Genomic DNA, 26,215 nt, shown 5'->3' with positions numbered 1-26,215 from the left:
TCAACATCGCGGCAAGTATAATCGGCGCGCATGTTTTCTTTCCCGAGGCGAGTGCTGACCCCGGTTGCGGCGGGCATGTGGGTGGTGGCGCTGACGGCGTCGGCCGGCGCGCAGCGTGGAGCGGCTCCTCAGCGGCCCGCCGCGGCGGGGCAGGTAGCCCGTCCCCCGGCGACCGGCGGCGGGTCGGACGCGCGGGAGGCGACCGCGCGCCGCCTGTGCACGCAGTGTCACCCCTTCGAGAACGTCGTCGCCATCCGCCGTACCCGCGCGCAGTGGGAAGCGACGATCGAGAACATGGTCGGCCGCGGCGCCCGCGGCACACCGGACGACTTCGCGGCCGTCGTCGACTTCCTGTCGGAGAAGTACGGGCTGACGGCTCCCAGTACCGGTGGCTGGTCGCCGGGCGCCGACGACAAGCCGATCGTCGATGCGAAGGCCGTCGAGAGCGCCGAGCCGCTGTGGACGGAAGACTGCGCGGTCTGTCACGGTAAGGATGCGCGCGGGACGCCGAAAGGACCGAACCTGGTGCGCTCGCTGCTCGTGCTGAGCGATCGCTACGGCAGCCAGATCGGCCCCTACCTGCGGTCGCAACATCCGAAGCTGCCGTCGGGGAAGATTCTCGAGCCGACCGACACGCAGGTGCTGCTCTTCGCGCATCTCCTGCGCTCGCGCCTGAACGATACCCTGCGCGGCGCGCCGATGTTCAAGCCGGGGAACATCCTCGTCGGCGACGCGAAGGCGGGCGCCACGTATTTCAGCGGCGAGGGCGGCTGCGCGCACTGCCACTCGGCGACTGGCGACCTTGCCGGCATCGGCGGCCGTTTCACGGAGCCGGTCAATCTGCAGCAGCGTTTCCTGTTCCCCGCGGGGGTCGTGAGCGCGCGCCGCGCCGCCGGCAGCCGGCCCGCACCGGTCGTGCGCGTCACGGTGACGCCGCCGTCTGGCCAGGCAGTGACCGGTGAGCTCGTCCAGATGGACGACTTCAACGTCACGCTCCGCGCCGAAGACGGGCAGCCCCGCACCTTCCGCCGCGCGCCCGGCGTCGAGGTCGTCAAGGACGATCCATTTGCGGCGCACGTTGCGCTGCTCGAGCACATCACCGACACCCAGATCCACGACGTCGTCGCGTATCTCTGGACACTGAAATGAAGCGATTCATGCTCCTCGCCGTCCTGCTGTCCTCGGCGGCGCTCGCCGCGCAGCAGCCGATGCCGACCGACGCGTGGCCCAGCTACAACGGCGACTACACCGGCCGCCGCTTCAGCACGCTGACCAAGGTCACCGACAAGAACGTGCAGCACCTGAGCCTGGCGTGGACCTACCGCCTGAGCGCACCTGGCGCCGGCCCGATCAAGGGCACGCCGCTGATGATCAACGGCGTCATCTATCTCACCGCGCCGGACCACGTCTGGGCGATCGACGCGCGTAGCAGCCGCGAGATCTGGCACTGGGAGAACAAGTCGCTCGGCGGCATTCCGATCGGCAATCGCGGCGCCGCCGTCAAGGGCGACTACCTCTACGTCGAGACGCGCGACTGCAACCTCGTGTCGCTGACGATCAAGGACGGCAAGGAGCGCTGGCGCAAGAATCTCTGCAACCTCGATCAGTACTATTACGCCTCGGTCGCGCCGATCATCGTCGGCACCCACGTGATCGCCGGCGTCAGCGGCGACGATCTCGACGTGCCGGGCTATCTCGAATCGCACGACGCCGAGACGGGCGAGCGCGAATGGCGCTGGTACGTCGTGCCGCAGAAGGCCGGCGACGCCGGGATCGAGTCGTGGCCGAACCTCGAGGCGGCGCAGCATGGCGGCGGCATGACCTGGCAGCCAGTCACCTACGATCAAGAACTGAACCTGATCTATGTCACCACCGGCAACCCGCAGCCGGTCGTCGCGTTCAAGAACCGGATGGGCGACAACCTGTTCACCGCCAGCATCGTGGCGCTGAATCCGGATGACGGGACGATGAAGTGGTACTTCCAGTCGTCGCCGCACGACACGCACGACTGGGACGCGACGCAGACGCCGGTCCTCTTCGACGGCGAGTTCGACGGGCAGCCGCGCAAGCTGCTGGCGCAGGCGTCGCGCAACGGCAAGTTCTACGTCCTCGATCGCGCCACCGGCAAGGCGCTCGTCTCGTCGGAGTTCGTGCACACCAACTGGTCCACCGGTTTCAACGAGAGGGGACAGCCGATCCCGAACCCCGACAAGAACCCGCAGATCGCCGGCGCGCTGGTGACGCCGAACCAGGGGGGCGCCGCGAATTGGCCGCCGCCGTCGTTCAATCCGCAGACGGGGCTGTTCTACGTCAGCGCGGCGCAGGCCTACAGCGTCTGGTACATCTACGATCCGGGCGACAACCCGCAGGGATGGGGCGGCACCGACCGCGGCGGGTGGTCCCAGTACAAGGTGCAGGCCGTCGACTACAAGACCGGCAAGGTGCGCTGGAGCCATGCGTGGGAAGGGGGCGGCATGTCGGGCATCCTGACCACGGCGGGCAACCTGCTCTTCACGGGCGACGGATCGAGCGGCAATTTCGTCGCGCTGAACGCGGCGACCGGCGATCCGCTGTGGCACGCGAGCCTCCGCGCGCCGGTCAGCAACGGAGCGATCACCTACGAGATGGACGGGCTGCAGTACGTGGTGGTGGGCGCCGGCGACACGCTGTGGGCGTTCGTGATGAACGACTGACGCGCAGACGCGTCAACTGCGGAGCGAATCGTTACCGCTCGAGCACATCGAGGTACTTGAGCGCGCCGCCGGTGTTGAAGAGCACCACGGTGTCGGAGGAGGCGACGAGGCCGCGGGCCAGCAAGTGCTTGAGCGCTGAGAGCGCCGCGCCGCCCTCGGGTGCCGCGCTGATCCCCTCCATCGCGCCCAGCTCTTTCATGTCGCGCACCATCTCGGCGTCGGAGACGGCGAGCGCGGTGCCACCGCTCTCGCGCACCGCGCGCAGGACGAGGAAGTCGCCGATCGCCTTCGGCACGCGCAGGCCGTCGGCCACCGTGCGCGCGTTGGGGTAGAGCTCCGAGCGTTCCCTGCCTTCGTCGAAGGCCTTGACGATCGGCGCGCAGTGCTCGGCCTGCACCGAGACCATTTTCGGCCGGCGTCCCGGCTGCTTCCAGCCGATCGCTTCCATTTCCTCGAACGCCTTCCACATCCCGACCATGCCGGTGCCGCCGCCGGTCGGATAGACGATCCAGTCGGGGAACTGCCAGTCGAGCTGTTCCCCCAGCTCGTAGGCCATCGTCTTTTTTCCTTCGATGCGGTAAGGCTCTTTCAGCGTCGAGACGTCGTACCAGCCGAGCGGCTTGCCTTGCTCGGCGGCGACGCGGCCGGCGTCGGTGATCAGGCCGTCGACGAGCGTGACGTCGGCGCCGTAGAGCTCGCACTCGCGGATGAAGGGGACCTTGACGTCCTTCGGCATGAAGACCCGGGCTGGAATGCCCGCCGCCGCCGCATAGGCGGCCATCGCGTTCGCGGCGTTGCCAGCCGACGGCACGGACAGCGTCCTGGCGCCGAGGTACTTCGCCCTGGTCACCGCGGCCGACAGTCCGCGCGCCTTGAACGAGTTGGTCGGATTGAGCGATTCGTCCTTGACGAAGAGGCGGGGGAGTCCGAGCGCCGCGCCGAGTCTCGCCGAGTGAATGAGCGGCGTCCAGCCTTCGCCAAGCGATACCGGCTGCTCGCCGTCGAAGAGCGGCATCATCTCGCGATAGCGCCACATCGACGCCTCGCGGCCGGCGAGCGAGTCCCGCCTCCAGGCGCGCGCGGCGGCCAGGTCGTAGCGGGCGAGCAGCGGCATGCCGCATGTGGGGCAGAGGTGTTGTTCCACCCGCCCGTCGTAGCGCTCAGCGCTGCAGGGGACGCTGCATTGGAGGTCGGTGAAGAAGCTCATTGGCGGAGGCCGACGGGCGATGGCGCCGATCGGCTACTTTCCGAGCAGCTCCGCGTCCTTCTTCTTCTGGATGTCGTCGATCAGGGCAACGTGCTGGTCGGTGATCTTCTGGACCTCGTCGAGGCTCTTGCGCTCGTCGTCTTCGGAGATCGTGTGGTCCTTGAGGAGCTTCTTCAGCTTGTCGTTCGCGTCGCGGCGCACCTGGCGGACGCCGTTGCGCCCGTCCTCGGCGAATTTGTGCACCAGTTTCGACATCTCCTTGCGGCGCTCCTCGGTGAGCGCCGGCAGCGGGATGCGGACGACCTTGCCGTCGTTGGCGGGGTTGAGGCCGAGGTTGGCGCCTCGGATCGCCTTTTCGATCGCGCCGAGCAGCGACGGATCGAACGGCTGCGCGACGATCAACGTTGGCTCCGGCACCGACAGCGATGCGACCTGGTTCAGCGGCAAGGCCGAGCCGTACGCGTCGACGTGCACGGCGTCGAGGATGTTGACCGAGGCGCGGCCCGTGCGCACGCCGCCAAGCTCGCGGCGCACGTGGTCGAGCTGACCGTCCATGCGCGTCTTGACTTCGCCAAACAGCCCCTTCAGATCACTGACGTCCATATGTCCTCATTCAGCGGTGACGGTGGTGCCGACGGTCTCGCCCGTGATCACGCGGCGGATGTTGCCCGCCGTGCGCAGGTTGAACACCACGATCGGCAGCTTGTTGTCCATGCACAGGGAAATGGCGGTCGCGTCCATGACCTTCAAGCCGCGTCCGAGGACCTGGATGTACGAGATGCGCTCGTACTTGGTCGCCGTCGGATCGAGCATCGGATCGGCGGTATAGATGCCGTCGACCTTGGTGCCCTTGAGGATCACGTCGGCCTTGATCTCCATCGCACGCAAGGCCGCCGCGGTGTCGGTCGTGAAATAGGGATTGCCGGTACCGGCGGCGAAAACGACGACGCGGCCTTTTTCGAGGTGGCGGACGGCGCGGCGGCGGATGAAGGGTTCGGCGACCGCGCGCATCTCGATGGCGCTCAGCACGCGGGTGGTGACGCCGTTCTTCTCGAGAGAATCCTGCAGGGCCAGGCCGTTGATCACGGTGGCCAGCATGCCCATGTAGTCGGCGGTCGCCCGGTCCATTCCCTTGGCGCTCGCCGCCAGGCCCCGGAACAGATTGCCGCCGCCGATGACCACGCCGACCTGGACGCCGAGCCCCTGGATCTCGGCGATGTCCTTGGCGATCTGGGTCGTCACGGCGGGGTCAATGCCGAACTGGTGTTCCCCCATCAGGGCTTCACCGGAGAGCTTCAGCAGGACCCGCTCGTAACGCGCTGTCATATCCCGCAATTATATCGGGTGATCGGGTAATCGGGTGATCACCCGATCACCCGATGTTTCAGGCCGTTTGTTCGCCCACCTTCATGCGGACGAAGCGCGCGACCGTGATGTTCTCGCCCAGGATGCGGATGGCGTCCTGCACGAGCTGCCCGATCGTGACATTGGGGTCGCGCACCGAAGCCTGATCCAGCAGGCAGAACTGCTGGTAGTAGCTGTTGAGTTTGCCCTCGACGATCTTGTCGATCACCTGCGCCGGCTTGTCCTTCACCTGGTCGCGGTAGATGTCCTTCTCGCGAGCGATCACGTCGGCGGGCACTTCCTCGCGGCGGACGTAGGTCGGGCTGGCGGCGGCGACGTGCATCGCGATCTCCCTGGTCAGCTCCTGGAACTTGTCGGTGCGCGCCACGAAATCGGACTCGCAGTTGATCTCGACGAGCACGCCGATCTTGCCGCCCATGTGGATGTAGTGGCCGATCAGCCCCTCGGAGGTGGCGCGGCCGGCCTTCTTCGCCGCCGTCGCCAGGCCTCGCTTGCGGAGCAGCGTCATCGCGCCCTCGAAGTCGCCGTTGGCCTCGGTCAGCGCCGACTTGCACTCCATCATCCCCGCGCCGGTCGCGTCGCGGAGCTTCTTCACCTGGTCTGCGGTAATTGCCATAGTCGCCATTCTCTTATCACTCCACTGGGTTGCTGCTGCGGCGGCGCTGTACATACAAACGCCGGCCAGGGATTCGGCCGGCGTTCATCGAACGGCTGCTGCCGTTCCTAGACCGATGCCGGTGTCGTGGCTGCTTCGGCGCGCGGCGCCGGGCGGTTCGGACGCGAACGGCGGCCGCGATCGTCGCCGTCGCCGGCGTCGTCGCCGCGATTCGCGTCGGCGATGCCGCGGCCGGCGATGGCCGCGTCGGCGACCTTGCTGGCGAAGAGGCGGATGGCGCGCAGCGCGTCGTCGTTGCCGGGGATGACGTAGTCGACTTCGTCCGGATCACAGTTGGTGTCGACCACGCCGATCACCGGAATCTTGAGCTTGCGCGCCTCGTCGACCGCGATCTTCTCCTTGCGGGTGTCGACCACGAAGATGGCGTCGGGCAGGCGGCTCATCGTGCGGATGCCTTCCAGGTTCTTCTGGAGCTTCTTCTTTTCCTTCTCGAACTGGGCGATTTCCTTCTTGGTCGCGGTTTCGTAGCGGCCGTCGGTTTCCATCGCCTCGAGATCGCGGAGCCGGGCCAGACTGCGCTGAATGGTGGTGAAGTTGGTGAGCAGGCCACCGAGCCAGCGCTGGTTCACGAAGTACATGCCGGAGCGCTGGGCTTCTTCCGCGATCGCATCCTGGGCCTGCCGCTTGGTGCCGACGAACAGAATCGTGCGCCCCTCGGCGGCCAGGTCGTGGATGAACCGTTCGGCGTCCTTGAACAGCTTGGCCGTCTTGGCGAGGTCGATGATGTAGATCCCGTTGCGCTCGCCGAAGATGTACTGCTTCATCTTCGGGTTCCAGCGCTTCGTCTGATGTCCGAAGTGGACGCCGGCCTCGAGTAGATCCTTCAGCGCGATCCCGTTCAAAGTCCCTCCATCATTCACTGCCACTGAGCCCATGACTAGCGCTTGCTGAACTGGAAGCGCTTGCGCGCGCCCTTCTGTCCGTACTTCTTGCGCTCCTTGATGCGCGCGTCGCGCGTCAGGAAGCCTTCCTTCTTCAACTGCGGCCGCAGCTCGAGGTTGTATTCGACGAGCGCGCGGGCGATGCCGAGCCGCAGCGCGCCAGCCTGGCCGGACAGGCCGCCGCCGGCGATCGTGGCCAGGATGTCGAACTTGTCGGTCGTTTCGGTGATGGCCAGCGGTCGTCTGATCTGGGTGCGGAGCGCTTCGGTGGGGAAGGCCTGATCGAGGGGCCTCCGGTTGATCGTGACGACGCCGCTACCGGGTCTGAGGAATACTCGGGCCGTCGATGTCTTGCGCCGGCCGGTGCCGTAATACTGGATTGCTGCTGCCACGACTTATACGACCTCGCTCCTGCTGGTAAGCTTCTTTTCCTTCGGCTGCTGCGGCGCGTGCGGGTGCGTGCCGCCGGCGTAGACCTTCAGCTTGCGCCACATGGCCTCGCCCATCCGTGTCTTCGGCAGCATGCCGCGCACCGCTTCCTCGACAATCCGCGCCGGCTGCTTGACGCGTACGTCCTTGGCGCGCTCTTCACGCACGCCCCCCTCGTAGCCCGAGTGGTAGCGATAGAGCTTCTGTTCTTCCTTGCGGCCGGTCAACCGCACCTTCGCAGCGTTCACGATCACCACGTGATCGCCGGTGTCGATGTGCGGGGTATAGATCGCCTTGTGCTTGCCCTGCAGCAGCCGGGCCGCCTCGGTCGCCACGCGGCCGAGCACCTGGCCCTCCGCGTCGATGACATGCCACTGCCGCTCCACGTGGACCCCGTTGGGGCCGGCCGTGGGTACAAACGAACGCATGGAATCCCTCTCTCTACCTTTCAAAGGACGGCAAACCAAGAGGATACCGCCAATTAGGCATGTTGTCAAGATTACACAATTGTGACCGACCCGACAAAGACGTAACCGTGCCACGGCCGCCACGCCGCCGTCGATACCAGATCTGCGTGAATCTACCGGAATTGAACGTGGACCGGCAGTGGCACCTCGCTTGCCCTCCCCTATCTCGCAACCTCGACCAGCCGATAAACCACGCGATGGACTCTGGGGTGAACTGTGTTTCGTAGAGCGAAGGCGCTTGTCGGGCTCGACATCGGATCGGCGGCCGTCAAGGCCGTCGAACTGAAGGCGGTCGGCAAGTCGTACCGCGTCACCGGCTTCGGCACCGAGCCGCTGCCGCCCGACAGCATTGTCGACGGAGCCATCATTGACGCGACCGCCGTCGCCGACTCGATCCGCCGGCTGTTCGACGGGCGCGGGATCAAGACCCGCGACGTTGCCGCCTCGCTCTCCGGCAACGCCGTCATCGTCAAGAAGATCTCGCTGCCGGTCATGTCGGAAGCGGAGCTCTCGGAATCGATTTACTGGGAGGCGGAGCAGTACATCCCGTTCGACATCCAGGACGTCAACCTCGACTACCAGATTCTCGACAAGGGCGACGCCGCCGCCGGCAAGGGCACGATGGATGTGCTGCTGGTGGCCGCCAAGAAGGAGAAGATCGCCGACTACACCGGCGTCATCGCGCAGGCGGGGCGCAGCGCGGTGGTCGTCGACGTCGACGCCTTCGCCCTGCAGAACGCCTACGAGGTCAACTACGGGATCGAGGGGAACGCGGTCATCGTGCTCCTCAACGCCGGCGCCAGCGCCACCAACATCAACATCCTGCACGGCGACCAGTCGGTCTTCACCCGCGACATCTCGATCGGCGGCAACGCCTACACCGAGGCGCTGCAGCGCGAACTGAGCCTGCCGTTCGACACCGCCGACGCGCTCAAGCGCGGCCAGCCGGCCGACGGCGTCAGCTACGACGATGCCCGGCCCGTGCTGCGCGCCGTGACCGAGAACGTCATGCTGGAAATCCAGAAGACCTTCGATTTTTTCAAGGCGACCGCGGCGTCGGAAAAGATCGACCGCATCGTGCTGAGCGGCGGCGCGTCGCGCGCCGAGAGCTTCACCGAGATGCTCACCGAGCGGTTCGAGGCGCCGGTCGAAACGTTCGATCCGTTCAGGAAGGTGGCGTTCGACGCCAAGAAGTTCAAGATCGATCCGTCGGAGATCGCGCCGACGGTGGCGGTCGCGGTGGGGCTGGCGCTCCGCCGGGTGGGTGACCGATGATCCGCATCAACCTGCTGGCCAGCGAGCGCGGCGCCCCGGCGAAGAAGAAGGTCGCGGCCGGCGGCAGCATCGTCACCGCGGCGCAGCGCGTGACGATCGGCGCGGCGCTGATCCTGCTCTCGACGGTCGTCGGCGTCGGCTGGTGGTTCTGGGCGCTGCGCCAGGAGAACCTGCGGCTCGACACCGACATCGCCCGCGCCGAGGTGGAAGCCAACCAGCTCCGCACCGTCCTCTCGTCGGTGCAGAAGTTCGAGACGCGCAAGGCGCAGCTGCAGCAGCGCGTCACGCTCATCGAGCAGCTCCGCCACGGCCAGCAGGGACCGGTGCACCTCCTCGACGAGGTCAGCAAGGCGCTGCCCGATCGGCTCTGGCTGATCGCGATGCAGCAGCACGGCGCCGAGTTCTCGATCGCCGGCCAGACGACGTCGCTGACCGCGCTCTCGGATTTCGTCGCCAATCTCGAAGCCAGCCGATGGTTCAAGCGCCCGGTCGAGATCGTGGACAGCACCGTGGAGCCGACGCCGGGCGGCGATCTGGTGCGCTTCACGGTGCGGGCGACGTCGGACAACCCGGACGCACCGCCGGCGCCGGCGCCGGTCGCGCGCGGAGCCGCGCCGGCGAAATGAGTTGGCCGTTGTCGGAAGTGAACAGGGAACGCTTCTAGATGGATATCTCGCTCAGCAAGCTGCCGTGGTACGCCCAGATCGGGGCCTTCGTCGTGATGGCCGTGCTGTCGGTCTACGGCTTCTACACCTACTACGTGACCGAGGTCAGCGCCGAAATCGCGATGAAGCACAGCCGCCTCACCAATCTGCGCGCCGACATCAACAAGGGCGTCGCGACGGCGCGCCGGCTCGGCGAATTCCAGAGCCAGGTGACCGATCTCGAGCGGCGCCTCGATGCCCTGAAGAACGTGCTGCCCGAGCAGAAGGACGTCGCCGACACGCTGCGCCGCATCCAGGCGCTGGCGACGCAGTCGAACCTGACCCTGCTGCGCTTCACCCCCGCGCCGACGAAGCAGCAGCCGCTCTACCTCGAGGTGCCGTACCAGCTGATCGCCGACGGCTCGTTCCACAACCTCGCGCTCTTCTTCGATCGGGTCGCCAAGTTCCAGCGCATCATCAACGTCGGCGACATCTCGATCTCCGCCAAGCCCGTGCAGGCGAGCAACTCCACGATCACCGCGACACTCACCGCCACCACGTTCGTCCTCCAGGAGAGCGCCGGCCGTGGCGGCCGCGGCGGCCCGCCGCCGGCGAGGTGATGGCGATGAGACTGACGATGAATCGCGCCAACAGAATGGGAATCTGGCAGGGGAGCCTCGGTGTTGTCGCGGCAGCGCTCGCGGCGTTCGCGTGGTCGTCCGTCGTGGCGGCGCAGATCCCCAATGCCGCGGCCGCCATCAACGCCGCGAAGGACGCGAGAGCCAAGACTGAAGCGGCCCAGCAGAAGAACGCGGAAGCGCTGACCCCGTCAGGGCAGAAGCCTGCGGAACAGGTCCCGCCGGCACCGCCGGCCGCCCCGGCCCCGCCAGTTAGGTCAGGCGCGCAACCGGGCTCCGCCTCCGGCTACACCTACGATCCGGCGGGACGCCGCGATCCGTTCGTGTCGCTGCTCGGCCGTGGCAACGACGGGGTAGCGACTGGCGCGCGGCCGCAGGGCCTGCCGGGGCTCATGATCAACGAGCTGACATTGAAGGGCGTGATGAAGACGCCGAAAGGGGAGTTCGTGGCGCTGCTGCAGGCACCCGACAGCAAGTCCTACATCGGGCACGCCGGCGAGAAGGTGCTCGACGGCGCGATCAAGGCCGTCACCGCCGTCGAGGTGGTGTTCACCCAGGACGTCAACGATCCGCTGTCGCTGGTGAAGCAGCGCGAAGTGCGGAAAGCCATCCGGGCGGAGGCACGGTGAAGGGCGCGGAGACAAAGATGACACTGATCAAGAAGCTCGCCGCTGCGACGCTGGCGGCGGCGCTGTGCGGAGGCCTGACGGCCGCGGCGGCATCGCCCGGCGTCCGCCTCCTCGGTGTGTCGTCGCAGGGGACCGGCCGCACGGCCGCGGTGCTGATCGAGGCGACCGAACCGGTCGCGTACGCGGTGAGCCGCCCCGATCCGATGACGGTGCTCGTCGATCTGCGAAACGTGCGCGTCGCCGACGCGGCCGCCCAGGTCGCCCGCATCGGACCGCTGGCCGGGGTCACCCTCGAGCAGGCAACCGCTGTCGACGGACAGGACCTCGCCCGCGTGCGCGTCGCGCTGGCCTCGCCGGCCGCCTATACGGTGCGGAGCGCGCGTAACGTGATCCGCCTGGACCTCGAGCCCGAGGCGCCGCACGCCGCCGCCGCGCGTGAAGGCGGAACGCCGACGGACGTCCGCCACGCCGCTGGTTCCGACGATACGACCGTCGCGACCGCCACGACGATTCAGAAGGTCCATGCCAGCCATACCCGCACGTCGACCACCGTCACGCTCTCCGGCAACGGGCGTCTCGTGCCGTCGTCGCTGACCGAGTCGGACGAGGCGCCGCGCCGGCTGGTCCTCGATTTCCCGAACGTGTCCCCCGGCTCGATCAGCAAGACGAGCGTCGACGGCGCTTTCGTCAAGCAGGTGCGGGTCGCGCTGAACAGCCGGGATCCGCTGCTGACGCGGGTCGTCATGGAGATTTCGCCGACCGCCACGTATCACGTCGAGCGCACGGGCGCCGACGGGCGCGATCTCGCGGTCGTGTTCGAAGGCCCGAAGGCCGGCGGAGCGATCATGGTCGCGCCGCCGGTCGGATCGAGCGCGGCGGAGAGAACGGAAAAGAACGACGGCGACGTGCTGACGATGGCGCAGGCGATGGCGAACGCGGCGCCGCTCGTGCCACAGGATCCGGTGGACGCACTGGTGGCGGCCCCGGCGGATTCCGGCAAACGAATCGACGGCGCCGTCCCGGTCGTCCCGGCGGCGCGTCCGCAGCCGCGATCACCTGCGGCGGTGGCGGCGCCGGCATCGTCGTCTCCCGGTCGTCAGCTCCCGCCGCCCGTGACCACGACGCAGGCGCCGCAGACGCAGGCCCCGCAGACCCCGGCGCCGGGGGCGCAGCCGACCCTGACCCAGGAGGTGCCCGGCACCGCGCCGAAGCAGTACACCGGTCCGCCGGTCAGTTTCGACTTCGAGGATTCCGACCTGCGCGTCGTGCTGCGGCTCTTCTCGCAGATCAGCGGCCTCAACATGATCATCGACCCGGCGGTGCAGGGGCGTGTCAACGTCGTGCTCACCGACGTGCCGTGGGACCAGGCGCTCGAGCAGATCCTCCGCTCCAACAAGTTGAGCTACACCGTCGACGGCAACATCATGCGGATCGCGCCGATCGCGGTGCTCAGCGCAGAGAAGAAGGAGCAGGCGGATTACCAGGCCCAGCAGGCGCTCGCCGGCGAGCTGCAGGTTCGCACCTTCAACCTGAGCTACGCCAAGGCGAACGATCTCGGCCCGGTGATCCTGAAATCGGCGATGTCGGCGCGCGGCCAGATCCAGACCGACACCCGGACGAACACGCTCATCCTGATGGATCTGCCCGATCACCTGCAGACCGCGCAGTCGCTCATCGGCACGCTCGACAAACCGCAGCCGCAGGTCGAAGTGGAAGCGCGCATCGTGCAGACCTCGCGTGACTTCGCGCGCGCGCTCGGCATCCAGTGGGGCTTCAACGGCCGCGCCAACGCGCAGATCGGCAACACGACCGGGCTGGCTTTCCCGAACAACGGATCGGTCGGCGGCCGCGTCGGCGGGACCCAGGGGCCGACCGATCCGCGTCCGTCGACGACGCCGACCTCAGACACGGCGACGGCGGTCAACCTGCCGGCGGCGGCGCCGACCTCCGCGATCGGGCTGGCTCTCGGATCGATCAACGGCGCGTTCAACCTCGACGTGGCCCTGACCGCGCTCGAGAACACCGGCAAGGGGCGCATCCTCTCGACGCCGCGGCTGACGACACAGAACAACCAGCAGGCCGAGGTCGCGCAGGGCGTCCAGATCCCGATTCAGACCGTCGCCAACAACACTGTGGCGGTCAGCTTCCGCGACGCGACGCTGAAGCTGAGCGTGACGCCGCAGATCACCGCCGCCAATACCGTGATCATGAACGTCGCGCTGACCAACGAGACCCCCGACTTCAGCCGGCAGGTCAACGGCATTCCGCCGATCGACACACAGCGTGCGACGACGACCGTACAGGTGAACGACGGCGCCACGACCGTGATCGGCGGCATCTTCGTCAGCACCGAGACGGACTCGAACGACCGCACGCCGTACCTCTATCGCGTTCCGATCCTGAAATGGCTGTTCCAGCGCAACTCGGTCACCGATTCGAGCCGCGAGCTGTTGATCTTCATCACGCCGCGCATCCTCCGAGGGTAGTTGCATGTCGAATCTCGAACACACGAAGGCCGCGGGCCGCGGCAAGGCTGTCTGGGGCGGACGGATCCGGTTGCTCGGCGTCGTGATCGCCGCGCTCGCGGCGACCTCGTGCAGCGACGCGGTGCGCACCGGCAACTCGCCGGCCTACCTGGTGTTGACCAGCCTGCAGGGTGCCAAGGGCGGCGGCGCGAACTCCGGCACGTTCAGCGGCAACCTGGCGTCGGACGTGGTCACGATGGTCAACGGCGTGTCGACGGTCTTCGCCGACAACGGCCAGGCCTCGCTCGAACTGCAGATGAAGGACGTGCTCGCGACGCCGTCAGCAGCCAACGCGGTGACGATGACGCAGTATCACGTCAAGTACATCCGCTCCGACGGTCACAACGTGCAGGGCGTCGATGTCCCGTATGAATTCGACGGCGGCCTCGGCGCGACCATCGGCAGCCCGGCCGGCACCAACACCGGCAGCGTCGGCTTCACGCTGGTGCGCGTTCAGGCCAAGCAGGAGGCGCCGCTCGCGGCGCTGGCGGGCGGCAACGGTCAGGTGATCTCGACGGTCGCCGAAGTGACCCTCTACGGGCGCGACCAGAACGGCAATGCCGTCACGGTCGTCGGCCGCATCAACGTCGATTTTGGCAACTGGGGCGACTAGGGCGGATATGGCTATGGCACGATCACTTCGCATTCTTCCGTTCGTCTGCGCGCTCACCGCGCTGTCCTCCTGCACGGTGCACGATCAGCAGGCGGCGCCGGCGTTGAGCGGTCCCTCGGGCAACGGCACGTCACTCCAGGTGACGGTGACGCCCGACATTCTCACGCAGGACGGGCAATCGCAATCGCTGGTACTGATCAGCGCCTTCGGGCCGAACGGGCAGCCGTACGCCAGCCTGCCGCTTCGCGCGCAGATCAGCGTCGGCGGCGCCGTCACCGACTTCGGCTCCTTGTCGGCGCGCAACCTGGTGACCGACGCGGCCGGCCGCGCCACGGTCACCTACACGGCGCCACCGGCACCGGTCCTCAACCAGGACAGCGGCACGATCGTGGCAATCAGCATCGCGCCGCTCAGCACCGACTTCGCCAACAACAATCCGGTGCAGGCCTCGATCCGCCTGATGCCGCCCGGCGCCGTCGGCGCGCCGCCGAGTACCCTGAAGCCCGACTTCGTCGTGCCGACCGTGACGGTGGGCAACCCGACGCAGTTCCAGGCGACGGTCGTCGATGCCTCAGGTGCGGACGCCACCGCGCAGGTGTCGTCGTACCAGTGGACGTTCGGCGACGGCGGCAGCGGAAGCGGCCGCAACGTCACCCACACCTACACCAAGTCTGGCTCGTTCCCCGTGTCGCTGACGATCACGGACAGTCTCGGCCGCACCCAGAACGTGACGCACTCGCTGACGATCGGCCAGGGACAGATCCCGACGGCCACGTTCGTGACTTCGCCGTCGTCCCCGATCATCGATCAACAGATCAACTTCAACGCGTCGGGCTCGCAGGCCGAGCCGGGCCACACCATCACGTCGTGGGCGTGGAATTTCGGCGACGGCACGCTCGCCGACGGTCCGCTCGTGACCCACTCGTACCCGCTGGCCGGCAGCTATACCGTGACCCTCAAGACGACCGACGATGCCGGCCGCAAGTCGGACCTGACGTCGCAGGCGATCACCGTGACGAACGGCAACCCGGCGCCCGACTTCACCTTCAACCCGTCGGCCCCGCGCGCCGGCCAGAATGTCACCTTCGACGGCTCGCCGTCGCAGCCGTTCGGTGGACGCACGATCGTGTCCTACTCGTGGTCGTTCGGCGACGGAGGCTCGGGCACGGGCCAGGTCGTCAACCACTCGTTCCCGGTCGTGGGCGGCGTGGCGACGACCTACAACGTCCTGCTAACGGTCACCGACAGCGCCGGTAAGACAGGCAGCATCACCAAGGCCATCACGATCAATCCGTGACGGCCTGGTGGTAAAGTCGTACTCGTGCCGGAGAACCCTCGGATAGAGGAATTGCGACGCCGGGTCCAGGCGGACCCGGCGTCGATCGCCTTCGCGGCGCTCGCCGAGGAGTATCGCCGCACCGGCCGGTTCGACGAGGCGATCGAAACCTGCCGCACCGGGCTTCAGCGGCATCCCGCCTACCTCTCGGCGCGCGTCACGCTTGGCCGCGCGCTCATCGAGATGGGCGCGCTCGAGGCCGCGCGCGAAGAGCTCGAGACGGTCCTTCGCTCGGCACCCGAGAATCTGGCCGCGATCCGCGGCCTCGCCCAAATCCACGATCGGCTCGGTCAATCGGCTGAGATGCATCCGGATCTCCACGCGCTGGCGCAGGAGCCGATTCGGCTCGCCGCCGAAAGCCGGGCCCGGCAGGCCGAAGCGCCGCCGCCGGTGCCGGCCCCGGCCCCTGCCGCCGAACCGATCGACATGTTGTCCGCCGCGCTCAAACTGCCGGCGCCGCCGCCGATCGCGTTCGAAGCCGCAACCATCGCATTCGAGGCTCCCGTCGTTGTCCGGACCGACCCGGCGGCGGCCGACTCCGCCCCAGAGCAGGAGCCCGAGCCCGGGCCGCTGCCGGGCGCGCGTGCGGCTGCCGATCCGCCATCGGTCCCGCTCGAGGCGGCGGTCTTCGCGGACCGGGATGTCGCGCCCGACGGCCCCGATCCCTACGTCGCGGCCATGCTGGTGCGTCTCGAACGCTTTCTTGGCGCGATCGAGTCGGCGCGCCACGCGTGACCCCGAACCCAGCTCACATCGCGGATCGGCTGGCCCGGGTTCGCGGCAGCATGGCTGCGGCCGGGCTCGACGCGCTGGTGATCACGCACCTGCCCAATCTGCGCTACCTGACCGGCTTCGTCGGCACCGCCGGCACCGCCATCGTGCTGCCGGAGCGCCGGTGTCTCCTCGTGGTCGACTTCCGCTACGTGACCGCCGCGTCGGCGCTGGTCGCCTCACTCGGCGATCTGCTCAGCATCGGCACGGTCGAGCGCTCGTACGACGAGGCGATCGTCGAGCTGTTGGGCCGCGAACGCGTCGCACGGGTCGGCATCGAGGCTGCCTACCTGCCGGTCGGCCGCTTCAATGCGATCTCGGCCGGCCTGGCGTCCCGCGCGCCGCTGCCGTTGCGATCGCATGCGCCAACGCCGGTGCTGGTACCGACCGAGCGGCTGGTCGAGCAGGCGCGAGTGATCAAGGATGCGGAGGAGATCGCGGCGCTCCGCGAAGCCGGCCGGCGGCTGTCGCGGGTCGCTTCCGGGTTGACCGCGCTGATCCTGGAGGGGCGCACGGAACGGGCGATCGCCGAAGACATCGAGCAGGCGCTCCGCGCCGCCGGGTTCTCCCGGCCGGCGTTCGAGACGATCGTCGCGTCCGGGCCCAACAGCGCGTTGCCGCACGCCCGCCCGACGCTGCGGACGGTCCAGACTGGGGACGCGACGGTGCTGGACTTTGGGGGGGTCTACGCAGGATACTGCGTGGATCTTACGCGTACGGTTCAGCTTGGCGCCCCTTCCGAGGCGCTGCGAGGCTTGTACGCGGCGGTGTCGGAGGCGCAGCAGGCCGCGTTGGCGACGGTCCGGCCAGGGGTCGCGGCGAGCGCGATCGACGCCGCTGCGCGCGGCGTGCTGGAACGACACGGTCTTGGAGAGGCCTTCGGCCATGGCACGGGCCACGGTCTGGGCCTCGAGGTGCACGAGGAGCCGCGCATCGGCAAGCCGTCTCCGCGGCTTCCGGATGTGCGCGTCGAGGCCGGGATGGTGTTCACGATCGAGCCCGGCGCCTACGTTCCCGGGGTCGGCGGGGTACGCATCGAAGACGACGTGCTGGTGACCGAGAGTGGGTGCGAGGTACTGACTAGGTAGGGGTTGGCGGCCGGGTGTTGGCGAGTGTTTTGGAAGGCCACTACCCGGAGGCCCAACCTCCGCAGCGGAGCGGAATGGACTTTTCTGAGATCGAAAAGATTCTGGCGCTGGTGCGCGAGCACGAACTCGCCGAGTTCGAGCTCGAGCGAGACGGCCTGAAGCTGCGCGTTCGTAAGGCGGGCGTGGTGCCGACCTACCATCCGGCGCCGCTGCCGCCGGGGGGACCGATGTCGATGACGCCGGCGAGTCCGTTCGCCATCGTGTCGGCGCCGGCCCAGGCCGGTGCGGCCAGCGCGGCTGCGGCGGCAGCCGACCTCGACGAGGCGACGGTCGAACTCGCGGTCGTGAAGTCGCCGATCGTCGGCACGTTCTACCGCTCGCCCGAGCCGGGCGCGGCGTCGTTCGTGGAGATCGGCCAGCACGTCAAGAAGGACCAGGTGGTCTGTATCATCGAGGCGATGAAGCTGATGAACGAGATCACGTCGGAGTACGACGGCGAGATTGCGAACGTATACGTGGAGAACGGCAAGCCGGTCCAGTATGGCGAGCGCTTGTTCGCCATCAGGACCACCGATGGACACAGATAGCCACGGATCCACGGCTGCGGCCTGACGCATGTTCAAAAAAATTCTGATCGCCAACCGCGGGGAAATCGCGCTCCGGGTCATCTACGCCTGCCGGGAGCTCGGCATCCGCACCGTCGCCGTCTATTCAGAGGCCGACGAGAACTCGCTGCACGTCCGCTTCGCCGACGAGGACGTCTGCATCGGGCCGGCGCGCAGCGCCGAAAGCTACCTGAGCGTACCGGCGATCATCAGCGCCGCGGAAATCACCGGCGCCGACGCGATCCATCCGGGCTACGGCTTCCTGTCGGAGAGCGCCTATCTCGCGGAAGTCTGCGAGGCGTGCCACATCAAGTTCATCGGTCCCTCGCCGAACGTCATCCGGCTGCTCGGCGACAAGGCTCGCGCGCGCCGCGCGATGAAGAAGGCTGGCGTGCCGATCCTGCCGGGGAGCGACGGTCCGATCGAGAGCGAGGAGAAGGCGCTCAAGGTTGCGAAGGATTTGGGGCTGCCGGTCATCATCAAGGCTGTGGCGGGCGGCGGCGGCCGCGGCATGCGCGTCATCCGCGATTTCAAGGAGCTGCCCAAAGCGCTCAAGACCGCGCAGCGGGAGGCCGAGGCCGCGTTTGGCGTGGGCGACGTCTACATCGAGAAGTACGTCGAGCATCCGCGCCACATCGAGTTCCAGGTGCTCGGCGATCACCACGGCGCCGTCGTCCATCTCGGCGAGCGCGAGTGCTCGATTCAGCGCCGCCACCAGAAGCTGCTCGAAGAGGGCCCGTCGGTCGCGGTCACCGACAAGATGCGGCGCAAGCTGGGCAGCGCCGTGGTCGACGCCGCGCGCGCCGTCCAGTACACCAATGCCGGCACGTTCGAGTTCCTGCTCGACGACAAGCAGAACTTCTTTTTCCTCGAAGTCAACACCCGCGTGCAGGTCGAGCACCCAGTGACCGAATTCATCACCGGCGTCGACATCGTGAAGGAGCAGATCCGGGTGGCGGCGGGGGAGCGCCTGTCGTTCAAGCAGGGGGACGTGACCTTCAGCGGCCATGCGATCGAGTGCCGGGTCAACGCCGAGGATCCGGAGACGTTCGCGCCCTCGCCGGGCGTGATCCACGCGTTCAGCGTCCCGGGCGGCCCCGGGGTGCGCATCGACACGTTCGCGCACTCGGAGTGCACCGTGTCGCCGTACTACGATTCGATGATCGCCAAGATCATCTGCCACGGCCGCGATCGGCAGGAAGCGATCGCGCGCATGCGGCGCACGCTCGAGATGACGGTGATCGAAGGGATCAAAACGTCGATTCCGCTGCATCTGAAGATCCTCGCCGAGCCCGATTTCATCGCCGGGCGCCTCTCGACCTCGTTCATGGAGCGCTACCTGGTCGAGAAGAAGCCCTCCAGCGCATCGTTGGCCGAGACCGCGTGACAACGGCAGGCCTGAAGGCCTGCGCTACACCAACGCAGTGGAGGCAGGCCTGAGGGCCTGCGCTACACCAACGCTGTGGAGGCAGGCCTGAGGGCCTGCGCTACAGGGAGCGCGACAAGGAGCGCTACAGGGAGTGCTACAGGGGCCGCTCGCGGTCAGCCGCCGTAGCGCAGGGCTTCAGCCCTGCCTCCACACACGAGCATGCTGCCTCCCCTCTATCCGATCGTCGACGTCGATCTGTGCCGCGCCCGCGGCGTCGACCCGCTCGCCGTGCTCGCGGCGTGTCTCGAGGGGGGCGCCCGTTTCCTGCAGCTTCGCGACAAGGATCCGTCGAGCGGCGCGCGGCTGGCGCGGGCCGAGGCGGCGGTGGCGCTGGCACGGCCGGCCGGAGCGCGGATCATCGTCAACGACCGCGCCGACCTCGCCCGCCTCAGTGGCGCGGCGGGCGTCCACGTCGGCCAGGACGACCTGCCGGTCGAGGAGGTGCGGCGCATCGCCGGGCGGGAGGCGATCGTCGGCGTGTCGACGCATGACGAGGCGCAGGTGCGCGCCGCGGCAGCGACGAGCGCCGACTACATCGCCGTCGGGCCTGTCTACGGCACCGCCACCAAGGACACCGGCTACACGGCCCGCGGGCTCGATTTCGTACGCGCCGCGGTGCGCCATCTCGGCGGCGAGCCGGCCGCCCGCCGGCGGCCGATCGTGGCGATCGGCGGCATCACCCTCGAGCGGGCTCCTGCGGTGATCGCCGCCGGCGCGGCGTCGGTCGCGGTGATCTCCGATCTGCTGGCCGGCGACGACCCTGCCGCACGCGTCCGCGCCTTCCTCGAGAGCCTGTCCGGACGTCGCGTATAATCGCTCCGGTTCCGCCAGACCTGCAGCGTCAACCATCAACAAGGGGGAGTAGTGGCTGGTTCACTGTTCAGGGTCAAATCCATCGACCGCCTGATGAGCGAGGCCGCCGCGACCGGTGAAGGCACGCTCAAGCGGACGCTCGGACCGTTGTCGCTAGTGGCGCTCGGCATTGGAGCGATCATCGGCGCCGGCCTGTTCGTCCGCACCGCGGCCGCGATTGCGGACCGCGCCGGCCCGTCGGTGGTCCTGGCGTTCATGGTGGCGGGAGTCGGCTGCGCGTTCGCAGGGCTCTGCTACGCCGAGTTCGCCTCGATGATTCCGGTCGCCGGCAGCGCCTACACCTATTCGTACGCGACGATGGGGGAGCTGGTGGCGTGGATCATCGGCTGGGACCTGGTCCTCGAATACGCGGTCGGCGCCGCGACGGTGGCGATCGCCTGGAGTGAGTACGCCAATCGCGTGATCGCCTGGTTCGGGCCGCGCATTCCCTACGAATGGACGCATTCCCCCTTCGAGCGTGCCGCCGACACCGGCGTGCACGGCATCATGAACCTCCCGGCCGTGTTCATTCTCGCGGCGCTCACGGCGCTGCTGATCCGTGGCACCAAGGAATCGGCGTTCGTCAACGGGGTGATCGTCGTCGTCAAGGTGTCGATCGTCCTGCTGGTGATCGGGATCGGCTGGGGCTTCATCAACCCGGCGAACCACACGCCGCTCGTGCCCGCGGCCGCGCTCTACACCACGCCGGAAGGGGTCACGCACAACTACGGCGGCATCATGGGGATTCTCGGCGCAGCCGGGGTCGTCTTCTTCGCCTACATCGGGTTCGACGCGGTGTCGACCGCGGCGCAGGAAGCCAAGAACCCGAAGCGCGACATGCCGATCGGAATTCTCGGGTCGCTGGTGGTCTGCACGATTCTCTACGTGCTGTTCTCCTACGTGCTGAGCGGAGTCGCGACGGTGGAAGACTTCCGCTCGACCGGCCGCGAGGCCTCGGTGGCGTTCGCCATCTCCAAGTACATGATCGGCTACGAGTGGCTGTCGAAGTCGGTGACGGTGGCGATCCTCTTCGGCTTCTCGTCGGTCATCCTGGTGATGCTGCTCGGCCAGTCGCGCGTGTTCTATTCGATGAGCCACGACGGCCTGGTGCCGGCGATCTTCTCCGACGTGCACCCGAAGTACCGCACCCCCTACAAGTCGAACCTGGTGTTCTTCGTGTTCACGGGGCTGTTCGCCGCGTTCATTCCCGGCGACATCGTCGGCGAAATGACGAGCATCGGTACGTTGTTCGCGTTCATCCTGGTGTGCATCGGCGTATGGATCATGCGCAACCGCCGGCCCGACATACCGCGCGGGTTCACGGTGCCGGCGCTGCCGGTCGTCTCGACGCTGGGCGTGATCGTCTGTGGCGCGATGATCTACGGCCTGGGCTGGACGAACTGGGCCCGGCTCCTCGTGTGGCTGATCATCGGGATGGTCTTCTACTTCGGGTACGGCCGCAGCCACAGCCGCCTCAAGGACGCCTGAGGCGCGGGGGTGGCGCGTCCGCAGCCATGGTGGGGAGTGGGCTGGCGCCTGCTGGCGTTGCTCATCCTCGCATTGATGGCGGTGGGGACGGCCGGCTATACGCTCATCGAGGGCTGGCCGCTGTGGGACTCGTTCTACATGACCGTGATCACCATCACCACGGTCGGCTACGAGGAAGTCCACCCGCTCACGCGCGCGGGACAGGCCTTCACGGTGGTGATCCTTCTGACCGGCGTGGGCACGTTCTTCTACGCGTTCACGCTGTTCCTGACGCTGCTCTCGGCGGAAGACTGGACCGAACGGCGTGAACGCAAGCGGCTGACGCGCATGCTTGACGAACTGCAGGACCATTTCATCATCTGCGGCTTCGGCCGCATGGGCGAGATCATCGCCCGTGAATTCGCCCGCCACAACGTGCCGTTCGTGATCATCGAACGCAATCCCGACCGGATGCACCTGGCGATGGAGCAGGGCTTCGTCGCGGTCGAGGCCGACGCCTCGAGCGAGGACGTGCTGCGGCGGGTCCACATCGGCCGCGCCCGCGGCCTCGTCGCCGCGGTCAGCACCGACGCCGAAAACGTCTATGCGGTGCTGAGCGCGCGGCTGCTTCGTCCCGACCTCTTCATCGTCGGACGCGCCGAAACCGACGATGCCCGCACCAAGCTGAAGCGCGCCGGCGCGGATCGCGTCATTTCGCCGTACCATCTGGGCGGCGTGCAGCTGGCGCAGACCGCGCTGCGGCCGGCGGTGGTCGATTTCGTACAGCTGGCCACATCGTCCGACAACATGGACCTGAACCTGGAGCAGGTGCACATCGGCAGCGGCTCGTCGCTCGACGGGTCCAACCTGATCGAAGCCGGGGTGCGCCAGCGCTTCGGCGTCGTCGTTGTCGGCATCCGCCACGCGGATGGCCGCATGGACTTCAACCCCGAGCCCGAGATGGTGATGCGGGCCGGCGACGACCTGGTCGTGCTCGGCCGCGGGAGCAACCTCAGGGAGCTCGAAGCGGCGGCGGCGGCGAAGAATGGTGCCCGTGAGCGCGCGATTACTTGACGGCACGGGCGTCGGCGCGGCGATCCGCGCGGCGGCGCTGCCGCGGGTGCGGGCGTTCGCCGAGCGCACCGGCCGCCCGCCCGGATTGGGCATCGTCCTCGTCGGCGACGATCCGGCATCCGACGTGTACGTCCGGAACAAGGTGAAGGCGGGAGCCGAGGCCGGGCTATGGGTCGATCTGCAGCGCCTGCCTGCGTCGGCGTCGCTCGCCGACCTGCTGGCGCTGGTCGGGCGGCTGAACGCCAGCGAGACCCACGACGGCATTCTCGTGCAGTCGCCGCTACCCGGAGCGATGGGCAAGGGCGCATCGCAGCAGGTGTTCGACGCCATCGACCCGGCTAAGGACGTCGACGGCTTCCATCCCGTCAATGTCGGTAAGCTGGTGCAGGGGCGCGCGCACCTGAAGCCGTGCACGCCTTCCGGGGTGATCGAGATCCTGGATCGCTCGGGGATCGCGATCGGCGGCCAGCACGCCGTGGTCATCGGGCGGAGCGAGATCGTCGGCAAGCCGATGGCGATGCTGCTGCTGCAGCGCGACGCGACCGTGACGATCTGCCACTCGAAGACGCCGGACCTGCCGGCGGTCGCGGCGCGGGCCGACATCCTCGTGGCGGCGCTCGGCCGTCCGGCGTTCGTGACGCGCGAGTTCGTCAAGCCCGGCGCGACGGTGATCGACGTCGGGACGACGCCGGTGTCCGACCGCGCGCTGGCCGACAAGATCTTCGGCGCCGGTTCGAAGCGGCTGGAGAGCTTCGACCGCCGCGGCTCGATCGTCGTCGGCGACGTGCATCCGAACGCCGCGGAACGGGCCGGGGCGATGACGCCGGTGCCGGGCGGGGTCGGGCCGCTGACGATTGCGATGCTTCTGATGAATACGCTCGCAGCCGCGGAGGCGCGTTGCTCCGTGTTGCGCTGACCGGCGGGATCGCGACGGGGAAGTCCTACTGCCTCGCGCGCTTTGCCGCGCTGGGGGCCTCGACGATCGATGCCGACGTGCTGGCCCGCGAAGCGGTCGCGCCCGGATCGCCAGGGTTGCAGGCAGTCGCCGACCGTTTCGGCAGCGGCGTGGTGGCCGCTGACGGTGCGCTCGATCGCGCCGCGCTCGGCCGGATCGTGTTCGCCGATTCGAAGGCCCGGGCGGCGCTCGAGGCGATCGTCCATCCCGAGGTCTACCGCCGCATCCGCGAGTGGTACGCCAACCTGCCGTCGGCCCACGTCGTTGCCGTCGCGGATATTCCGCTCGTCTTCGAGACGGGGCATCAGCACGACTTCGACCAGGTCATCGTCGCGGCGTGCGGACCCGAGGAACAGGTCCGCCGCGTCATGGCGCGCGACCGGCTGACCGACGGCGACGCCCGCGCGCGTCTTGCCGCGCAGTGGCCGATCACCGAGAAGGTGAATCGCGCCACGCACGTCATCTGGACCGATCGCGGCCACGACCAGACGAGCCATCAGGTGCGTGATGTATACACAGCGCTCGAGGCAGCGACCGCCTGATCGGGCAGCGGACCCGGATCGTTGTGCCATGCCCGACGGTGCGCCGGTGAACGGCAGTTTCACTCGCGTGTGCGCGCGGCGGGAGGCCCTTGGGCGGACGTGTATTCGAACCTGGCTACCGCGGCGCGGTGACGCGTCTGCTCACCGCCTGCGTGACCTGCTGCGAGATCGGGCTATATGAACACTCCGGCTGCGATGACGATCATTACAGCGAGGGACAAGACCCACAGCGGCGGGGGAAAAATCGTCGCGTGCCAGTTTCCCCACAGGCGTATGTTCACTGGTTTCATGGCCGTCAGGCCTCGGCGTTGTCCTTTGCCGGCGCGATCCGCTCCTCCACAAACGTGTTCCACTCGTGGCAGTGCGGACACTGCCAGAGCAGCTCCGTCGAGCGGTAGCGGCAGCGCACGCAGACGTGGGGATCGAGATAGAACACGGCGTCGCGTGTCAGCTCCACGTAGCGCGTGACGAGTGCCGGCGGCAGGTGCAGCGCCGACAGCGTTTCCCAGATGGTCTGGTGGAGCGCCAGCGAGTGCGGGTTGACGACGAGCGCGTCGAACAGGAGCGTCAGGGCTTCGTCGTGCTGCCCACGGGCGCCCACGTGGCGGGCCAGGGCGAGGCCGGCGCGCCAGTTCGGGCCGCCGCCGTCGATCAGCTTCTGGCACAGCGCCGGAAACCGTTCCGGCGCGCCGAGCGACGCGTAACCGTGCTCGAGCCGTGCGAAGGCGAGATAGCCGCGCTCGGGAGACGCGTCGAACAGCCGCTCCCATACGCCGACCGCGTCGGCGGTGCGTCCTTCCTTGAACCGCACGTCGCCGAGGCTCAGACGCGCCGGCACGTTGCGGGTATCGCGGTCGATCGCGGCCTCGAAGCGGCGCGCCGCCTCGGCGAGATCGCCGCCGCGTAGCGCCGCCTGCCCGAACTCGTTCTCGAGAAACGCCAGCACCTCGTTGTGGCGCGGGGATTCGAGCCCCCCGTCGCCCGCGGTCGCCAGCGCGGCCAGCTTCTGACGCGCCGCATAGGCTTCGTCCCACTGGTGCTGATCTTCATAGAGCTTCTCGAGATTCGAGAGCGCATAGCGGTTCTCGGGGTCGAGCCGCAGCACCTCGCTGAAGGCCTCGATCGCGCGGTCGACGAAGCCGCCGCTGCGGTAGTCGAGCCCGAGACAGAGCAACACGTTGGCGTGCTCGAGCCTGCGCAGCTTCGGCCGCTGCAGCAGCCCTTGATGCTCCTGGATCGCGCGGCCGACCTGCCCCTTCTCCCGATAGAGGTTGCCGAGAATGAGATGGATCTCGAGCGGGTCGCCGGCCGCCTTGGCCGCCTTGGTCAGCTCGTCGATTGCCTGATCGACCTGGCTGGCGACGAGAAAGTTGAGGCCGAGCATGTAGTGGGGCGACTCGCGGGCGCGGCGGCGATCGACCCAGACGCCGTCCTGCAGCTTGTAGCGCTCCCATGCCTTGCCGACGGCAAGACCGAGGAGAAGCATCACCAGCCCGGTGAGCAGGAGTAGGGGAGCGGCGGCGGACATCAGCGGGGCAGGAACTCAGCGACCGCGGCGGCCCAGAGGCCCTGCGCCCGCATGACGTGCTCGATGCATTCGCGAGCGGCGCCGCGGCCGCCGGCCGAGGCGCTGACCCAGTGGACGGCGGCGCGTACCTCGGCCGCCGCGTCGGCCGGCGCCGCCGAGAAGCCGGCGCGGCGGAGCACCGGCAGATCCTGCAGGTCGTCGCCCATGTATCCGATCTCATCGTCGGTGAGCCCATGCTCTGCGCGGATCCGTTCGTAGCCCGCCAGCTTGTCGGTCGAGCCCTGGACGACCACGCTGAGGCCGAGCTGCGCGGCGCGCACCGCGGTCGCATCGGCAGTACGCGCCGAGAGCAGCCCGACGCGAAGCCCTCCGCGCTGCGCCCACACCATCGCGGCGCCATCCTTGATGTTGAACGACTTCGATTCGCTGCCGTCGGCGTGCACCAGGATCGTGCCGTCGGTCAGCACGCCATCCACGTCGAACAACAACAGCTTCAGACGGGTCATCAATCCGTATCTATTCGGCG

The 26,215-nt window shown here is 68.0% G+C and carries 27 protein-coding genes; 18 read left to right on the top strand and 9 right to left on the bottom strand.

Features of this window, described 5'->3' with window-relative positions:
• The first annotated feature begins 30 nt into the window (after nt 1-30).
• Together VGI12_09650 and VGI12_09645 are read left to right on the top strand one after the other, a co-directional pair.
• The gene (locus VGI12_09650) at nt 31-1,149 is read left to right on the top strand and encodes a hypothetical protein (protein HEY2432923.1); all 1,119 of its coding nucleotides are present in this window, start codon (nt 31-33) and stop codon (nt 1,147-1,149) included.
• The gene (locus VGI12_09645) at nt 1,146-2,693 is read left to right on the top strand and encodes an acido-empty-quinoprotein group A (protein HEY2432922.1); all 1,548 of its coding nucleotides are present in this window, start codon (nt 1,146-1,148) and stop codon (nt 2,691-2,693) included. The genes VGI12_09650 and VGI12_09645 overlap by 4 nt, the downstream gene beginning before the upstream one ends.
• A 31-nt stretch (nt 2,694-2,724) precedes the next feature.
• Here the strand turns inward: VGI12_09645 and VGI12_09640 are convergent, their stop codons facing one another.
• The 7 genes from VGI12_09640 to rplM all read right to left on the bottom strand — a co-directional run bounded on the left by VGI12_09640 (nt 2,725) and on the right by rplM (nt 7,679).
• Complete coding sequence (locus VGI12_09640) at nt 2,725-3,900, bottom strand: threonine synthase (protein ID HEY2432921.1); 1,176 nt, start codon at nt 3,898-3,900, stop codon at nt 2,725-2,727.
• A 33-nt stretch (nt 3,901-3,933) separates the two neighbouring features.
• Nucleotides 3,934-4,503, bottom strand: coding sequence for a ribosome recycling factor (frr, locus tag VGI12_09635; GenBank protein ID HEY2432920.1), 570 nt, complete (start codon nt 4,501-4,503; stop codon nt 3,934-3,936).
• Between the two features lie 6 nt (nt 4,504-4,509).
• Nucleotides 4,510-5,226: a UMP kinase gene (pyrH, locus tag VGI12_09630; protein HEY2432919.1), complete on the bottom strand. Its 717-nt coding sequence runs from the start codon at nt 5,224-5,226 to the stop codon at nt 4,510-4,512.
• A gap of 58 nt (nt 5,227-5,284) precedes the next feature.
• The gene (tsf, locus tag VGI12_09625; GenBank protein HEY2432918.1) at nt 5,285-5,881 is read right to left on the bottom strand and encodes a translation elongation factor Ts; all 597 of its coding nucleotides are present in this window, start codon (nt 5,879-5,881) and stop codon (nt 5,285-5,287) included.
• A 107-nt stretch (nt 5,882-5,988) separates the two neighbouring features.
• Complete coding sequence (gene rpsB, locus VGI12_09620) at nt 5,989-6,783, bottom strand: 30S ribosomal protein S2 (GenBank protein HEY2432917.1); 795 nt, start codon at nt 6,781-6,783, stop codon at nt 5,989-5,991.
• 35 nt (nt 6,784-6,818) lie between these two features.
• Nucleotides 6,819-7,202, bottom strand: coding sequence for a 30S ribosomal protein S9 (rpsI, locus tag VGI12_09615; protein ID HEY2432916.1), 384 nt, complete (start codon nt 7,200-7,202; stop codon nt 6,819-6,821).
• 15 nt (nt 7,203-7,217) lie between these two features.
• Nucleotides 7,218-7,679 (bottom strand): 50S ribosomal protein L13, encoded by a 462-nt coding sequence (gene rplM, locus VGI12_09610; GenBank protein ID HEY2432915.1) that lies wholly within the window; start codon nt 7,677-7,679, stop codon nt 7,218-7,220.
• A 255-nt stretch (nt 7,680-7,934) separates the two neighbouring features.
• On the opposite strand from rplM, the gene pilM reads away from it, so the two are divergent.
• The 16 genes from pilM to coaE all read left to right on the top strand — a co-directional run bounded on the left by pilM (nt 7,935) and on the right by coaE (nt 24,161).
• Complete coding sequence (gene pilM / locus VGI12_09605) at nt 7,935-8,993, top strand: type IV pilus assembly protein PilM (protein ID HEY2432914.1); 1,059 nt, start codon at nt 7,935-7,937, stop codon at nt 8,991-8,993.
• On the top strand, nt 8,990-9,619 hold the full coding sequence (locus VGI12_09600) for a PilN domain-containing protein (GenBank protein HEY2432913.1): 630 nt from the start codon (nt 8,990-8,992) through the stop codon (nt 9,617-9,619). The genes pilM and VGI12_09600 overlap by 4 nt, the downstream gene beginning before the upstream one ends.
• A gap of 38 nt (nt 9,620-9,657) precedes the next feature.
• Nucleotides 9,658-10,257, top strand: coding sequence for a type 4a pilus biogenesis protein PilO (gene pilO / locus VGI12_09595; GenBank protein HEY2432912.1), 600 nt, complete (start codon nt 9,658-9,660; stop codon nt 10,255-10,257).
• Between the two features lie 5 nt (nt 10,258-10,262).
• Entirely contained in the window at nt 10,263-10,904 is a 642-nt protein-coding gene (locus tag VGI12_09590; protein ID HEY2432911.1) for a hypothetical protein, read from the top strand.
• A 17-nt stretch (nt 10,905-10,921) separates the two neighbouring features.
• A complete protein-coding gene (gene pilQ, locus VGI12_09585) occupies nt 10,922-13,390 on the top strand; it encodes a type IV pilus secretin PilQ (GenBank protein HEY2432910.1) in 2,469 nt (822 codons plus the stop codon).
• 4 nt (nt 13,391-13,394) lie between these two features.
• A complete protein-coding gene (locus VGI12_09580; protein ID HEY2432909.1) occupies nt 13,395-14,042 on the top strand; it encodes a hypothetical protein in 648 nt (215 codons plus the stop codon).
• 13 nt (nt 14,043-14,055) lie between these two features.
• Entirely contained in the window at nt 14,056-15,339 is a 1,284-nt protein-coding gene (locus VGI12_09575) for a PKD domain-containing protein (protein HEY2432908.1), read from the top strand.
• 51 nt (nt 15,340-15,390) lie between these two features.
• Nucleotides 15,391-16,113: a tetratricopeptide repeat protein gene (locus VGI12_09570; GenBank protein ID HEY2432907.1), complete on the top strand. Its 723-nt coding sequence runs from the start codon at nt 15,391-15,393 to the stop codon at nt 16,111-16,113.
• A complete protein-coding gene (locus VGI12_09565) occupies nt 16,110-17,237 on the top strand; it encodes a Xaa-Pro peptidase family protein (protein HEY2432906.1) in 1,128 nt (375 codons plus the stop codon). Before VGI12_09570 ends, VGI12_09565 begins: the two co-directional genes overlap by 4 nt.
• Nucleotides 17,238-17,311: 74 nt before the next feature.
• Nucleotides 17,312-17,824 (top strand): acetyl-CoA carboxylase biotin carboxyl carrier protein, encoded by a 513-nt coding sequence (accB, locus tag VGI12_09560; protein ID HEY2432905.1) that lies wholly within the window; start codon nt 17,312-17,314, stop codon nt 17,822-17,824.
• A gap of 28 nt (nt 17,825-17,852) precedes the next feature.
• Nucleotides 17,853-19,229, top strand: a complete 1,377-nt coding sequence (accC, locus tag VGI12_09555; protein HEY2432904.1) for an acetyl-CoA carboxylase biotin carboxylase subunit — start codon at nt 17,853-17,855, stop codon at nt 19,227-19,229.
• A gap of 201 nt (nt 19,230-19,430) precedes the next feature.
• Nucleotides 19,431-20,084 carry a thiamine phosphate synthase gene (gene thiE / locus VGI12_09550; GenBank protein ID HEY2432903.1) on the top strand — a complete coding sequence of 218 codons (654 nt, stop codon included), beginning with the start codon at nt 19,431-19,433 and terminating at the stop codon, nt 20,082-20,084.
• Nucleotides 20,085-20,135: 51 nt separating this feature from the next.
• Nucleotides 20,136-21,611 carry an amino acid permease gene (locus VGI12_09545; GenBank protein HEY2432902.1) on the top strand — a complete coding sequence of 492 codons (1,476 nt, stop codon included), beginning with the start codon at nt 20,136-20,138 and terminating at the stop codon, nt 21,609-21,611.
• Between the two features lie 9 nt (nt 21,612-21,620).
• Nucleotides 21,621-22,664, top strand: coding sequence for an NAD-binding protein (locus VGI12_09540; GenBank protein ID HEY2432901.1), 1,044 nt, complete (start codon nt 21,621-21,623; stop codon nt 22,662-22,664).
• Nucleotides 22,645-23,580, top strand: coding sequence for a bifunctional 5,10-methylenetetrahydrofolate dehydrogenase/5,10-methenyltetrahydrofolate cyclohydrolase (locus VGI12_09535; GenBank protein HEY2432900.1), 936 nt, complete (start codon nt 22,645-22,647; stop codon nt 23,578-23,580). Before VGI12_09540 ends, VGI12_09535 begins: the two co-directional genes overlap by 20 nt.
• A complete protein-coding gene (gene coaE / locus VGI12_09530; GenBank protein HEY2432899.1) occupies nt 23,562-24,161 on the top strand; it encodes a dephospho-CoA kinase in 600 nt (199 codons plus the stop codon). Before VGI12_09535 ends, coaE begins: the two co-directional genes overlap by 19 nt.
• 295 nt (nt 24,162-24,456) lie before the next feature.
• On the opposite strand, the gene VGI12_09525 is transcribed toward coaE, so the two are convergent.
• The gene (locus VGI12_09525; GenBank protein ID HEY2432898.1) at nt 24,457-25,689 is read right to left on the bottom strand and encodes a tetratricopeptide repeat protein; all 1,233 of its coding nucleotides are present in this window, start codon (nt 25,687-25,689) and stop codon (nt 24,457-24,459) included.
• A complete protein-coding gene (locus VGI12_09520) occupies nt 25,689-26,195 on the bottom strand; it encodes an HAD hydrolase family protein (GenBank protein ID HEY2432897.1) in 507 nt (168 codons plus the stop codon). The genes VGI12_09525 and VGI12_09520 overlap by 1 nt, the downstream gene beginning before the upstream one ends.
• Between the last annotated feature and the right edge of the window lie 20 nt (nt 26,196-26,215).

The organism is Vicinamibacterales bacterium (assembly GCA_036496585.1).
In the GTDB taxonomy this organism is placed as follows: domain Bacteria; phylum Acidobacteriota; class Vicinamibacteria; order Vicinamibacterales; family 2-12-FULL-66-21; genus JAICSD01.
Note: the sequence above shows the minus strand (reverse complement) of the source record. Positions and strands in the feature narration are given on the sequence as shown.

Coding starts and splice junctions, on each gene's coding strand:
- accB (HEY2432905.1), top strand. CDS start 17,312: ATGGACTTTTCTGAGATCGAAAAGATTCTGGCGCTGGTGCGCGAGCAC.
- VGI12_09600 (HEY2432913.1), top strand. CDS start 8,990: ATGATCCGCATCAACCTGCTGGCCAGCGAGCGCGGCGCCCCGGCGAAG.
- thiE (HEY2432903.1), top strand. CDS start 19,431: ATGCTGCCTCCCCTCTATCCGATCGTCGACGTCGATCTGTGCCGCGCC.
- accC (HEY2432904.1), top strand. CDS start 17,853: ATGTTCAAAAAAATTCTGATCGCCAACCGCGGGGAAATCGCGCTCCGG.
- pilO (HEY2432912.1), top strand. CDS start 9,658: ATGGATATCTCGCTCAGCAAGCTGCCGTGGTACGCCCAGATCGGGGCC.
- pyrH (HEY2432919.1), bottom strand. CDS start 5,226: ATGACAGCGCGTTACGAGCGGGTCCTGCTGAAGCTCTCCGGTGAAGCC.
- VGI12_09520 (HEY2432897.1), bottom strand. CDS start 26,195: ATGACCCGTCTGAAGCTGTTGTTGTTCGACGTGGATGGCGTGCTGACC.
- VGI12_09580 (HEY2432909.1), top strand. CDS start 13,395: ATGTCGAATCTCGAACACACGAAGGCCGCGGGCCGCGGCAAGGCTGTC.
- VGI12_09645 (HEY2432922.1), top strand. CDS start 1,146: ATGAAGCGATTCATGCTCCTCGCCGTCCTGCTGTCCTCGGCGGCGCTC.
- VGI12_09650 (HEY2432923.1), top strand. CDS start 31: ATGTTTTCTTTCCCGAGGCGAGTGCTGACCCCGGTTGCGGCGGGCATG.
- rplM (HEY2432915.1), bottom strand. CDS start 7,679: ATGCGTTCGTTTGTACCCACGGCCGGCCCCAACGGGGTCCACGTGGAG.
- pilQ (HEY2432910.1), top strand. CDS start 10,922: ATGACACTGATCAAGAAGCTCGCCGCTGCGACGCTGGCGGCGGCGCTG.
- tsf (HEY2432918.1), bottom strand. CDS start 5,881: ATGGCAATTACCGCAGACCAGGTGAAGAAGCTCCGCGACGCGACCGGC.
- VGI12_09575 (HEY2432908.1), top strand. CDS start 14,056: ATGGCACGATCACTTCGCATTCTTCCGTTCGTCTGCGCGCTCACCGCG.
- frr (HEY2432920.1), bottom strand. CDS start 4,503: ATGGACGTCAGTGATCTGAAGGGGCTGTTTGGCGAAGTCAAGACGCGC.
- VGI12_09640 (HEY2432921.1), bottom strand. CDS start 3,900: ATGAGCTTCTTCACCGACCTCCAATGCAGCGTCCCCTGCAGCGCTGAG.
- VGI12_09590 (HEY2432911.1), top strand. CDS start 10,263: ATGAGACTGACGATGAATCGCGCCAACAGAATGGGAATCTGGCAGGGG.
- VGI12_09525 (HEY2432898.1), bottom strand. CDS start 25,689: ATGTCCGCCGCCGCTCCCCTACTCCTGCTCACCGGGCTGGTGATGCTT.